This is a genomic window from Streptomyces sp. bgisy100, assembly GCF_057709105.1.
Genome location: NZ_JBYITE010000005.1, coordinates 131,782 through 145,171, shown reverse-complemented (window position 1 = coordinate 145,171; position 13,390 = coordinate 131,782). Strand labels below are relative to the sequence as shown.

General features: G+C 73.1%; 6 protein-coding genes. 5 read left to right on the top strand and 1 reads right to left on the bottom strand.

Annotated features, from left to right (window positions below):
- Positions 1-31: 31 nt before the first annotated feature.
- Positions 32-2,407 (bottom strand): hypothetical protein, encoded by a 2,376-nt coding sequence (locus tag AC3EQ1_RS05695; RefSeq protein WP_432093151.1) that lies wholly within the window; start codon positions 2,405-2,407, stop codon positions 32-34.
- Between the two features lie 217 nt (positions 2,408-2,624).
- Between AC3EQ1_RS05695 and AC3EQ1_RS05690 the strand changes: the two genes are divergently transcribed.
- From AC3EQ1_RS05690 to AC3EQ1_RS05670, 5 genes are all read left to right on the top strand, one after another.
- Positions 2,625-3,467, top strand: a complete 843-nt coding sequence (locus tag AC3EQ1_RS05690) for a DeoR/GlpR family DNA-binding transcription regulator (protein ID WP_388860450.1) — start codon at positions 2,625-2,627, stop codon at positions 3,465-3,467.
- A 63-nt stretch (positions 3,468-3,530) separates the two neighbouring features.
- Entirely contained in the window at positions 3,531-4,013 is a 483-nt protein-coding gene (locus tag AC3EQ1_RS05685) for an SRPBCC family protein (RefSeq protein ID WP_432093150.1), read from the top strand.
- Between the two features lie 671 nt (positions 4,014-4,684).
- A complete protein-coding gene (locus AC3EQ1_RS05680; protein WP_432093149.1) occupies positions 4,685-6,559 on the top strand; it encodes a non-ribosomal peptide synthetase in 1,875 nt (624 codons plus the stop codon).
- A gap of 92 nt (positions 6,560-6,651) precedes the next feature.
- The gene (locus AC3EQ1_RS05675) at positions 6,652-12,969 is read left to right on the top strand and encodes an amino acid adenylation domain-containing protein (protein WP_432093148.1); all 6,318 of its coding nucleotides are present in this window, start codon (positions 6,652-6,654) and stop codon (positions 12,967-12,969) included.
- The gene (locus AC3EQ1_RS05670; protein WP_432093147.1) at positions 12,966-13,367 is read left to right on the top strand and encodes a RidA family protein; all 402 of its coding nucleotides are present in this window, start codon (positions 12,966-12,968) and stop codon (positions 13,365-13,367) included. Before AC3EQ1_RS05675 ends, AC3EQ1_RS05670 begins: the two co-directional genes overlap by 4 nt.
- The last annotated feature ends 23 nt before the right edge of the window (positions 13,368-13,390 follow it).

Genomic DNA, 13,390 nt, shown 5'->3' with positions numbered 1-13,390 from the left:
GCCCGCCCGGGGCCTCATCGTGCAAGGACCCCTATGCCACGGGCGGGCAGGCCGACTCCGCGCCGGGCCCGGGGCGTTGCTCCGGGACGCCCGGGAGACGGGCCAGCAGCCCGCCGCGTTCGACGGCGAAGGCCGGGTCGGCCTGGTAGTCGGAGTGGCCCAGGATCGGTGCGGGCAGCGGGTGTTCGGCGGTGCGGCCGTAGACGAGGGGGTCGCGCAGCGGCCCGCGGTCGACCTCCGGGGCCGTGCCGTCGAGCGGCAGGACCGGGCCGCCGATGGGGTCGGTGCGGCGCCACAGATTGCGCCAGCAGTGCACCTCCCGGTGGAGGGCGCGCAGCGGCCCGGGGCCGAAGTAGGCGGGGAACCAGCGTCCGTAGAGCCGTTCCAGCGGGGAGCCGTACGTCAGCAGGGCCACCCGGCGCCGGGTGTGCGGGGCGAGCTGCCAGACGGCCGCGGCGGCCAGCACGCTGCCCTGCGAGTGCCCGGAGATCACCAGGCGGCCGCCCGTCCGCTCGGTCCAGGTGGACATGCGCCAGGTGAGGTCCGGCACGGCCCGCTCGGCGTAGCACGGGGGCGCGAAGGGGTGGGCGGCACGCGGCCAGAAGGTGCCGACGTCCCAGAGGATCCCGATGGTGCGCCGGGCGGAGGCGTCCCGGTACGCCTGCCGGCCGGCGGCGATGAACAGGATGAACAGCCCGCCGATCAGCCAGGATCCGAGCGCCTGGGCCGCCTGCGCGCCGGCGGCCAGCGGCCCGGGGGCGTTCTCGGCGGCCTCCCCGGGCACCTCGCCGGTCACCCAGGCGCCCAGGACCGCGGCGCCGCCGAACAGCAGGGTCACCACGGCGATGGTGCCGATGAACCACGGGGCGCAGTCGGTGAGTCCGGCACGGGCGACGGTACCGGCGATCCGGCGGGTGCGGGCGGTGTCCGGCGGTTCGCCGGGGTACGCCTCGGGCATGAGCCGGATCTCCCGGCGCCGGGTGCGCCACGTCCGGTTGCCGAAGTGGACCGCGATCACCAGCAGGACGACGAGCAGCAGCGGAATGATCGCGGCCTGCCAGGAGAGCAGCACGGGCGGGCCGTCGATCGGGCCGCCGTCCATGCCGGGGGTGCCCGGGCCGTCCAGCCAGTCGGCGACCCGCTGGGCGACGCCGCCGGACATGACGCCGCCGAGGGCGCAGGCCAGCGTGGCGACCGCGGCCCCGCCGAGGCCGCCGAGGACCGTGCGGTGCTCGGGACGGCTGCGGGCCAGCCACCAGGCGGTGGCCCCGATGGCGAGGACGAGGGCGCCCTGGCCGAGGGCGATCACCCCGAAGGTCTCGTCGCCGGGCAGCAGTCCCCGGGAGGTCCAGTCGGGCCGCGACCAGGCGGCGTGCAGCGCCGCGGCGGCGAGGACGGCGAGGGCGGTGCCGGGCAGGGCGCGGACGACGGCCCGGTCCAGCCGGTCGTCGGGCCGGCGCTCGCTGCGGCCCCGGCCGGCCACGACCCAGACCACGAAGAGGCCGCCCGCGACGAGGGTGCCGTAGAGCATCCAGCCGAGGGCGTCCAGCCAGCCGCTGCCGCCGGGTCTGCGGTCGTGGCGGGTGGCGGCGGCGGTGAGGGCGGCGGCCACGGTCAGGAATCCGGCCGCGGTGTGGGCGGCGCGCAGCCGGGCGACCAGCCGGCGGCCGTACCAGAAGCCGGGCAGCCGCAGGGCGGGGCGCGCCGCGGCCTCGGGACCGTCCTCGTCGGTGGGGCGGCGCAGCGGGGGCTGCGACTCGTAGGCGCTCCAGGTGCGGTGGGAGAGCCACCAGAGCAGTCCCGTCAGCAGGGCGGGGACCAGTGCGGCGAGGGCCAGGCGCCGCCCCGGCTGGGCCCACCAGCCGCCGTGCTCCGGGGAGAGGAATCCCAGCCAGGACTTGTCGCGGGCGCAGGCCGGGGAGCCGGCGCACTGCCAGGCGGTGAGGTCGAGGGCCACCTCGCAGGCGGCGGCGACCAGCAGCACGGTCAGGCTGAGGGAGAGCAGTCGGACGAGCACACCGTAGGCGCGTAAGGCGCGGGGGCGGCCGGCGGCGGCGGGCCGCATCCAGTGCGCCAGGTTGGCCACCATGAAGGGCAGCAGGACGAGCCACAGGGCGCGGGCGCCGTTGCCGGAGGTCAGGTTGCACCAGCAGTACGCCTCGGGGACGGGCCGGTCGCGGTAGTCCTGGGGGCGGCGCTCGGCGTCCGCGTCGTCACACCGCCGGTGGATGCCGGCGGTCTCGTCCCCGGTGACGCGGACGGTCCGGGGGTCGTCGAGCATCGCCTGCGGTGTGGTGCCTCCGACGCCGTGCACCAGGAGTTCGAGGGCCAGTTCTCCCCCGGGGTCCGGTGGCGTCGTCGGGCCGCTGGTGGGCACGCCGGATTCCGGTTGCAGGGCCGACGTCATCGCCACTCCCCGAGTCGTCGAGTGCGTTCAGGATCCTGCGAAGGCGGGGCGGGCGCACCCCTGCGAACGTCAGGAGAGGCCGGATCGTGATGCGAGGGACCGGCGCACGGGAGCACGGGTGGGCACAAGGGCGCTCGCCTGCACGGTTGTCGCAGGCCCATGGGAGGATGAAGGCGGACGGGCCGGAATGATCAACGGTCGGAAGGGACGGGCCGGGGTGAGCGACAACCAGAATCTCCTCGCGGAACAGCGACGGGCCCTGATCCTCGACGAGGTGCGGCGGCGGGGCGGGGCGCGGGTCAACGAGCTGACCCGGAAGCTCAACGTCTCGGACATGACGGTCCGTCGGGACCTGGACACCCTCGCCCGGCAGGGTGTGCTGGAGAAGGTGCACGGCGGTGCGGTGCCGGTCGCCGAGGCGAGCACCCACGAGCCGGGCTTCGAGGCGAAGTCGGGCCTGGAGCAGAGCGCCAAGGAGGACATCGCGCGGGCCGCGGCGCCGCTGGTGGCCCCGGGCAGCGCCATCGCCCTGTCCGGGGGGACGACCACGTTCGCGCTGGCCCACCATCTGCTGGACGTGCCGGACCTGACGGTGGTGACCAACTCCGTGCGGGTGGCGGACGTGTTCCACACGGCGCAGCGCGCGGCCTCGCACGGCGGGGCGGCGCAGCGGCCCGGCCCGGCGACGGTGGTGCTGACGGGCGGGGTCCGCACCCCGTCGGACTCGCTGGTGGGGCCGGTCGCCGACCAGGCCATCCGCTCGCTCCACTTCGATGTGCTGTTCCTCGGGGTGCACGGGATATCGGTGGAGGCCGGGCTGTCGACGCCGAACCTCGCCGAGGCGGAGACGAACCGCCGGTTCGTGCGTTCCGCGCGCCGGGTCGTGGTGGTGGCGGATCACACCAAGTGGGGGACGGTGGGGCTGAGTTCGTTCGCCTCGCTGGACGACGTCGACGCGATGGTGACGGACGCGGGGCTGCCGGCCGCGGCCCGGGCGGAGATCTCCGAGCATCTGCCGCAGCTGGTGGTCGCGGGCGAGTCCGGACCCGAAGACATCTGACGGTCCGGCCGCTATGGTGTCCGCCCCGTCCGTATGGCAGACACCCCTGGAGGTGCAGGCCCCATGGCCCGCCGACTCCGTCCCGTGGACCTCGACTTCGTGCGCACCGCCCCGGTGCGGCTGGTCTTCCGGACCGGCACGGCCGCGCCGCCCGAGGCGTTGCACCGGGCGCTCGCGGAGGACGTCACCGGCTGGCCGCGGTGGTTCCGCGCCGTGGCCGCGGTCCGGCCGACGGACGGCGGCCGGGGCCGGGAGGTCCGGCTGCGGGGCGGTGTCCGCTTCGCCGAGACGATCATGGCCGCGGAGGCCCCGGACCGCTATGCGTACCGGGCCGACACGACCAATGCCCCCGCCCTGGGCGCCCTGCTGGAGGAGTGGCGGCTGACCGCGGACGGGGCGGGCACCGAGGTGCAGTGGACGTTCGCCGCCGACGGCTCCGCGCCGCTCCGGTTCGCCCTGCGGCTGCTCCGGCCCGGGCTGGGTCACGCCTTCCGCACCGCTGTGCGCACTCTCGACCGGCGGCTCATGGCGGGCGGCGCGGCGTAGGCCGGGCCGGGGACCGGTCGCCGACCCGGCGCCCGTCCCCGGCCCGGGCCGGCGAGGCCCGTTTCCCCGGCGAAACGCCGTCGACGGGGCGTTCCGGATTCGCACCACAGGGACCGCCGGGCCGGCCCTGCGACGCCACCCCCGTTCAGGCGTCCGCATCCCGTCCAGCCGGGCGGGGCCGCCGGGCGTCGCGCGGCATGGTCACCTTTCAGCCACGAGCCGGCGTTTCCCCCGGTTACCGGCGCTCCCTCGACCACAGGTGATCACGAAGAGCAACTCCGGCGCGCCGCGTTTTCCGAACAAATCAGGCGCCAGGGAATGGCCGGATTCCACTTGCCCCTGCGAAATCGCCGTTTGTAACATCAGTGCCGAGTTACTTACACGGGGGTAGGTCACATGAATTCACTGCGAGCCGCTCTTCATTCCACGCTCGCCGGGTCCTAGGTTTCGCCGTATCGCGGCATTTCTTCCCGGGCCGCTGTTCCCATCTGCGGACCATCACGCCATTCGGTCGCTGAGCTGCACCGACGTCACCCACTTCACCCTGTTCCGACGTGCGGCCCACCCTGCCGCAAACCGGAAATGAGCGTGCGCGGGTGCGCTGTTGCAGCAGTTCGACACGAGTTCATTGCAGCGACGCTGCAGGCACACGATTGGAATACCAAGAATACATGGGGAATTACCTCGACGGAATATCCTCCACCTCATCCACGGGAAATTCGACGCCGTCCGGCCGGGATGCCCAGGCTCCCGGGCCGGCTCCCCTCGGCGTCGCAGATCTGGTGGAGCAGTGGGTACGGAGCCGTCCGGATGCCCTCGCGGTGCGCGAACCGCTGACCGAAGTGGCCCACACCTACCGTGAGCTGTGGGAGCGGGCGGGTTGGGTCGCCGCCGAACTGCACGGCAGCGGCGTCGGGCACGGCGATCTGGTCGCGGTCGACCTCCCGCGCTCGGCGGACCTGATCGTGGCGTTACTCGGCATCGTGCGGGCCGGTGCCGCCTACCTCCCGCTGGACATCCAGGCACCGGTCGAGCGGGTGACCGGCATCGTCGGGGAGTCGGGGGCCGCCGCGGTGCTCGCCGGTCCGTCCGGAACACGCGCCTCGGGACTGGACGTGCCCGTGCTGAGGGTGCCGGACCGCCGGCCCGCGCACGCCGTCCCCACGGTCTCCGCGAACGGAGAGGACCGGGTGTACGTCACCTACACCTCGGGGTCCACCGGCCGGCCCAAGGGCGTGGTCATCCCGCACCGCGCTGTGGTGCGGCTGGTCACCGCTCCGAACTACTGCGTGATCGAACCGGGCGACCGGGTCGCGCAGACCTGCAACCCGGCCTTCGACGTGACGACATCGGAGGTCTGGGGCGCCCTCTGCTCCGGCGCGGTCGTCGTCCCCTTCCCCGCGCTCTCCGGCCTCGACATGAACGACTGGCTGGCACTGCTGGAGAAGGAGGACATCACGACGATGTTCCTCACCACCTCGCTGTTCCACACCGTCGCCTGGGAGCGGCCGGGGGCCTTCGGCTCCCTGCGCGACCTCGTGGTGGGCGGCGAGCAGCTGGACCTCGCCGCGGTGCGCCGGGTGCTGGCCGAGCGTCCGCCCGCCCGGCTGGTGAACGGCTACGGGCCGACCGAGGGCACCTCGTTCGCGACGTACTTCGAGTGCACCGAGGAGAGCCTGGCCGGCCTGCGGCGGGTGCCCATCGGCCACGCGCTCCAGCAGACCAGCCTGTACGTACTGGACGAGACGCTGCGGCCGACCGCCCCGGGCGAGGTCGGCGAGCTGTGCCTCGGAGGCCCCGGAGTGGCATCGGAGTATCTGCACCGCCCCGAACTGACGGCCGAGCGGTTCGTCACCGGGCCCGACGGCCACCGGGTCTACCGGACCGGGGACCTCGTCCGCGAGCTGCCCTCGGGAGCCCTGGAGATGACCGGCAGGCGGGACCGCCAGGTCAAACTGCGCGGATTCCGGATCGAGCTGGAGGAGATCGAGCAGACCGTCGTCGGGACCGGACTGGTCGACGCGGCGTTCGTGGAGAAGGTGGGCGAGGGCGCGTCGGCGAGGCTCGTCGCCTTCGTGCTCCCGGGCCGCTCCGACGCGGCGCCGCACGAGGCCGACGACGCCGGCCTGCGGTGCTCGCTGGCCGAGCGGCTCGGCGCCGACCTGCCCGACTACATGCTCCCCAGCCGGTGGGTCGTGCTCACCGAACTGCCCGTGGGGCACACCGGCAAGGCCGACCGGGCCGCCATGCTCGGCGCGCTGGCGCAGCGGGACGCGGCCGCCGCGGCGGACCGGCAGGAGACCCGCACCGCGGACCCGGTGTACGCCGCGGTGTGCGAGGCCCTGCGCACGGTGCTCGACGGGTCCGATCCGGCCCCGGACGCCGGCTTCGTCGAACTGGGCGGCAACTCGCTGCTGGCGATGCGGGTGGCCCATCTGCTCAAGGAGCGGCTGGACCGGCCGGTCCGCCCGTCGGACGTGCTGCGGGCCGAATCGCCTGCCGCTCTGGCGGATCTCCTCCGCGGCCGGGCCTCCGCCGCCGTCTGACCGCACCTCCCGCCCTGCATCACCCAGCCCCTGCTGACGATCTCAGTTGCCGCCGAGCGGTGTGGGCTGGGCATACCGGAAGGACTTCGCACGTGCACAACCTGCCTGAGCGCGAGAACCTCCAGGCGGTCGACCGGCCCGGACTCCCCCTGTCGTACACCCAGGAGAGCCTGTGGCTCCTGGACCGGATGTCGCAGACCGACGGCCCCGCCTACAACGAACCGCTGGCCTTCCTCCTGACCGGCGCCGTGGACGCCGGTGCCCTGGGGACCGCGCTGCGCGACACGGTCGCCCGGCACGAGGCGCTGCGCACCCATGCCGTGGAGACGGCCGAGGGGCTGCGCGCGGTCGTCCGGGACGACGCGCCCGATCTGCTGGAGGTCGTCGATCTGCGGCAGTCGGGGACCGAGGAGGCGCGCTCCCGGGGCGCCGAGCTCCTGTCCCGGCACTACCGCCGCCGGTTCGACCTCGCTGCGGACCTCCCGCTGCGCGCCCTGCTCGTGCGGCTTCCGGGCGAGGAGAGCCTGCTCGGCCTGACGTTCCACCACATCGCGACCGACGCCTGGAGCAACGGCATCGTGCTCGACGAGCTGGGCGCCCGCTACGCGTCGCAGCTCGGAGTCGCCGGCCGGGCGGTGCCGGCGGAGCCCGCCGTCCGCTTCACCGATGTCGCCCGGGCCTCGCGCGAGGCGTGGGAGAGCGGCGCCCTCGCCGAGAAGACCGGCCGCTGGAGGGACGCCCTGGAGTCCGGGCCCGAACTGCTGCACCTCCCGCTGGACCGGCCCCGCCCGCCGATGCAGACCTTCACCGGATCCGGCGTCACGGTGAGCGTCCCGAAGCCGCGGATCGGGTCCCTCCTGGACGTGTGCCGCCGGGAGTGCCGCAGCACGGAGTTCTCCGTGCTGCTGGCGGCGTACGCGGCGCTGCTCCACCGGTACACCGGCGAGGAGGCGGTGAACATCGCCACCACCGTCCTGAACCGGCCCGACGAGGTCTCCCTCGGTGCGGTCGGCTGCTTCGTCAACACCGCGGTGCTCACGCTGGACACCGACCCGGACACGACCTTCCGCCAGCTGCTGGCCCGGGCGGACGAGGCCGCCGACCGGATGATCGACGACGGGGACGTGCCCTACCCCAAGGTCCTCGACAGCCTGGACATCGAGCGCGACCCCAGCCACAACCCGGTCTTCCAGACCATGCTCACCCTGCTGGGCCGCCGGCCGGGCCTGGACCTGGGCCCCGCGGTGACCGCCGAGCCGTACCGGGTGACCCGGGCAGCTGCCAAGTTCGACCTGCTGCTGTACGTCGCCGAGGGCGACGACCACTACGAGCTCGAGGCCGAGTTCAACACCGATCTCTTCGACCCGGGCACCGTCGAGCGGATGCTGCGGCACTACGCCTGCCTCGTCGAGGCGCTGGCGTCCGACATCGACACGCCGATCGCCACCGTCCCGTTCGTGCCCGACGACGAGCGGCGCCGGATCCTCGACGCCTGGAACGCCACCACGGCCGAATACCCGTGGTCCACGGTCATCGACACCATCGAGGAGCAGGTCCGCCGCACCCCGGACGCCGTCGCCGTCGAGTTCGAGGGCCGCTCGCTGACCTACGACGGCCTCAACCGGCGGGCCAACCAGGTGGCCCGGCTCCTCCAGGCGCGCCGGGCCCCCGCGTCCGGTCCGTTCGTGGGCGTCTACATGGAGCGCTCGCTCGAGATGGTCATCGCTCTGATCGCCGTGGTGAAGGCCGGGTGCGCCTACGTTCCGGTCGACCCGGAGTATCCGGCCGACCGCGTCGCCTTCATGATCGAGGACGCTCAGCTCTCCCTGATCCTGACCCAGGAGCAGCACCGGGCGGCCGTCGCGGACAGCGGTGCCGAGCTGCTGGTGCTGCCCGGGGACGCCGAGCGGTCCGAGGACGACAGCGCCCCCGTGCGGGACCTCTCGCCCGACTCCCCGGTCTACATGATCTACACCTCCGGGTCGACGGGCCGTCCCAAGGGGGTCGTCAACCGGCACGTCTCGCTCTTCAACCGTCTCTGGTGGATGCAGGAAGCGTTCGGACTGACCGCCGAGGACCGGGTTCTGCAGAAGACCCCGTTCAGCTTCGACGTCTCGGTGTGGGAGTTCTTCTGGCCGCTGATGTTCGGCGCCCGGATCGTGGTGGCCCGGCCCGGCGGACACCGCGACGCCGATTACATGAAGCGGGTCGTCCACGACCGCCGGATCACCACCGTGCACTTCATCCCGTCGATCCTCAACGTCTTCCTCGAAGAGGAAGAGCTCGGCGCGTACTGCGGCTCCCTGCGCCGGGTGATCTGCAGCGGTGAGGCACTGCCCTTCAAGGCGGTGGAGAAGTTCACCGCCACGCTCGACTGCGGTCTGCACAACCTGTACGGCCCCACGGAAGCCGCGATCGACGTGTCGCACTGGCCCTGCACCCCGGACTACCCGGGCTCCGTCGTGCCCATCGGCAAGCCGATCGCCAACATCCGGCTGTACGTGATGGACCGGCAGCAGCAGCTCCAGCCGATCGGTGTCCCGGGCGAGTTGTGCATCGGCGGTGTGGGCGTGGCCGCGGGCTACCACGGGCGGGACGAGCTCACCCGCACCGTCTTCCTGAAGGATCCGTACGCGACCGGACCCGAGGACCGGCTCTACCGCACCGGGGATCTCGCCCGATTCCTGCCGGACGGTCAGATCCAGTACATGGGGCGCATCGACAACCAGATCAAGCTGCGCGGTGTCCGCATCGAGCCCGAGGAGGTCACGGCCGCCCTGCTGGAGACCCCGTCGGTCAAGGACGCGGCGGTGGTGCTGAGAGAGGTCGGGAAGAGCCGGGCCCTGGTGGGGTACGTGGTCTCGGCCGAGTTCGACCAGCAGGTGATCCGCGACCACCTCGCCCAACGGCTCCCCGAGTTCATGCTGCCGCAGGTCATCGTGGAGATACCGCGGATCCCGACCACGCCCAACGGCAAGCTGGACCGCCGGGCGCTGCCCGCGCCGTTCGCGCAGGCCCCCGGAGAGATCCTGCCGGGGACGCCGCCGTCCACGCCGGAGGAGCACGACGTCGCCCGGGTCTGGCGCGAGGTGCTCGACCCGGACGAGCTGGACGTGGACGCCAACTTCTTCCGCAGCGGAGGTGACTCCATTCTGAGCATCCGGGTGGTCGCCCGGCTGCGGGAGCTCGGCTACGCGGCCGAGTTGCGCGACGTCTTCGCCCGTCCGACGATCCGCCGCCTGGCCGAGACGCTGACCAGGCAGTCCGGCGCGGCGGCGCTGCCTGCCGTCTCCCCGTCGGCCCTGCTCGACGCCGAGGACCGGGAACGGCTGCCCAGGAGCGCGGTGGACGCCTGGCCCCTCGCCACCCTGCAGTCGGGGATGGTCTTCCACACGCTGCTGCACGAGGACTCGTCCGTCTACCACGACATCTTCGATTACGAGTTCGTCGGTACGGTCCGCCCCGAGCTGTTCGAGGAGGCGGTGCACCGGGTCGTGGAGCACCGGCCGCAGCTGCGGTCCACCTTCGATCTGGAGAACTACCGCGAGCCACTGCAGATCGTGCACGACCGGGCCGCCGTGCCGGTCGGCGTCACCGATGTCTCGGGGCTCGACCGGGACGCGCAGGACCGGGCGGTGGAAGCCTGGGTCGAGGAGGAGAAGCGCCGCCCGTTCGACTTCGGCCGGCCGCTGGTGCGCTTCCGGGCGCACCTCCGCTCGGCGGACGCGATGAATGTGGCGATCTCCTTCCATCACGCGGTGCTCGACGGCTGGAGCGTGGCGCTGGTGCTGGAGGAGCTGCGGCAGGTCTACGCGGATCTGCTCGACGGCCACCGCCCGGAGCCGCGACCGGAGTCGGTCGGCTACGGCCACTACGTCGCCCTGGAGCGCGCGGCGGTGAACAGCCCGGAGACCGCCCGGTTCTGGTCGGAGCTGCTGGCGGGGCGGACGCCCACCGCGCTGCCCGGCGGGCCTGCGGGCAAGTCCGGCCCGATGCGGCCGGCGACGGCCGGGCGCACGGTCGACGGCCCCCTCGAAGCGTCCCTGCGGGCCTGCGCGGACCGGCTCGGCGTGCCGGCGAAGGCGCTCTATCTGGCGGCGCACTGCACCGCGCTGAGCCGGCTCGTCGGGCGCACGGAGGTCGTTTCCGGTCTGGTGACCAACGGCCGGCCGGAGGTGCCGGGCGCGGAGGATCTGGCGGGGCTGTTCCTCAACACCCTGCCGTTCCCGGTCGACACCGGTGAGGGGCACGCCATCGACCTGGTCCGCCAGGTCTTCGAGCGCGAGCAGCAGCTGCTGCCGCACCGGCGCCGGCCGCTGGCCGAGACGCTGCGGTCATCCGGCACGGACGCACTGTTCGACGTGGTCTTCAACTACACCGACTTCCATGTCTATGCGAGCAGCGACGGCGGGGGCAGGGTCCGCATCACGGGAGCGCGCTACTTCGAGCTGACCGACTTCCCCGCTGTGGTGCACGTCCACCGGGACCAGTTCACCGGCCGGATGGGGCTCCAGGTCAACTACGATGCGGCGCGGGTCGGCACCGCGGTCGCCGAGCGGTATCTCGACACCTGTCTGACGGCCCTCACCTCGCTGGCGTCGGAGCTCCGGACGGCGGACACCGCTCCGGCCGGGGGCACCCGGCCGGAGCGGGCCGAGCGGCCCGCCGCCCCGGTACCCGGTGGCGCGGTGCCGACCGGCTCCCGTCCGGCGGACGCTCCACCGGGCGGGGATCCGTACGGTGCCGCGACCGGCATGGAGCGCCGGATCGCCGAGATCATCGCGCAGGCCATCGGCGTGACCCACGTGGGGATCGACGAGAACTATCTCGAGCGCGGGGTGGACTCCATCACCTCGATCCGGATCCTGGCCAAAGCCCGCAAGGTCAGCCCGGGGCTGCGGATGAGCGATGTCATCGGTCTGCGGACCGTGCGTGAACTGGCCCGGCGCGCCGAGGAGGCCGCCGAGGAGACGCCGACCGCCCCTGCCACTCCGCTGCGCCCGTTCGAACTGGTCGGCGAGCCGGGGTCGGCCTTCCCTGCGGGGGTGGTCGACGCCTATCCCGTGACCGCACTCCAGTGGGACATGATCCGGGCGACCGAGCGGGAGCCGGCCCAGGCCGCCTACCACGACGTCTTCAGCTACGAGCTGGCCCTGCCGCTGGACGAGGCCGTACTGCGCCGGGTGCTCGGGCCGCGGGTGAACGCGCACGAGACGTTCCGAACGGCGTTCGCCCGGGACGGATACGCGGTACCGCTGCAACTGGTGTACGAGGCCGTCGAGCCGCGACTGAGCGTGCACGACCTCGAACAGCCGGACGGGCAGGAGGTCTTCGACGCATGGTTCGAGAGCGAGAAGGGCACCGGCTTCGACTGGAGCCGGCCGGAGCTGATCCGGTTCTTCGCCCACCGCAGGGGCCCGGACCGGTTCACCCTGTCCCTGAGCTTCCACCATGCGATCGTCGACGGCTGGAGTCTGTCGCTGTTCGTCCGGGACCTCGTCCAGGCGTACGCGGCGGCCCTCGACGGCAGGGAGGAACCACTGCCCGTCCCGCCGGAGGTCGGATACCGCGACCATGTGCGCGAGGAGCTCACCGCCCGCGCTTCCGAGGAATCCCGCTCCTACTGGAGGGAGTTGCTGGCGGACCACCCCGGGACGGACCTGCCCGGCTTCGCCCCTGACGGCACCGGTTCACGCTGGTCGGAGACCCGGTTCGTCCTGGACGCCGGGCACCGGGCGGCGCTGCAGGACCTGGCCGGCCGGACCGGGGTGCCGTTCAAGCACCTGCTGCTCGCGGGCCATCTGCGGACGCTGGCCCTGGCCGTCGGCAGCGACGACGTGGTCAGTGGTGTCTTCGCCCACGGCCGCGCCGGTGTCGAGGGCGGGGACCGGGTGCTGGGCATGTTCCTGAACTTCCTGCCGCACCGCGCCCGGTTCAGCGGGGAGAGCTGGACCGATGTCGTGCGCGAGGTGTTCGAGCAGGACGGGCGGAGACTGGCCCACCGGCGTCTTCCGCTCGCCGCCATCCGGGAGGAGCTGGGCCGGGACCAGGTGTTCTCCGCACTGTTCAACTACACCGAGTTCCAGGCCTATGCCGAGGTGGCGGGTGACGCGGCGGGGGGCGGCGGCGGGCCCGTCACCGGCCTGCGGTGGTTCGAGCACACCGATGTCCCCCTGCTGGTCAACGTCGGCCGCGACCTGCGGCAGGAGCAGGTGGTCGTCACGCTCAACGCCGATGGCCGGATCGTGCCCCAGGACGTCCTGGAGCTGATAGCACGGCTGTACCAGGCGGTGCTCACGTCCCTCGCCTTCCACCAGGACGCACCGTCGACCGCCGACAGCCCCGAGACCGCCCGGCTGCGCGACGCGGTGGCCCGGCGCACCGCGCGCGACGAGGAGGAGAACCGTTGAAGACCTTCCGCAACCCGCCCTCCGTCCACCCGCCCATCGCGGGCTACACCCACCAGATCGAGGTCACGGGCACCCCCCGGTGGCTCGCGGTCTCGGGACAGATCGGCCGGAGCGCGTCCGGTGAGGTGCCCGTGGACGGAGCCGCCCAGCTGGAGCTGGCGCTCGCCAACCTCCGCGCCCAGCTGGAGGCGGCCTCGATGAGCGTGGCCGATGTGGTCAAGCTGACCCTCTATCTGGTCGGCGACCTGGACGCCCCGAGCAGGCGCGCCGTGCTCACCGAGTGGGCCGGCGGGCACCGGCCCTGCATGACCGTGGTCTTCGTATCCGCTCTCGCCGCACCGGAGTACCTGGTCGAGGTGGAGGCCTGGGCCTGCGCTGCCGCATCCGACAACCCGTGACACCTCACCGTCGGCCGGCGCCC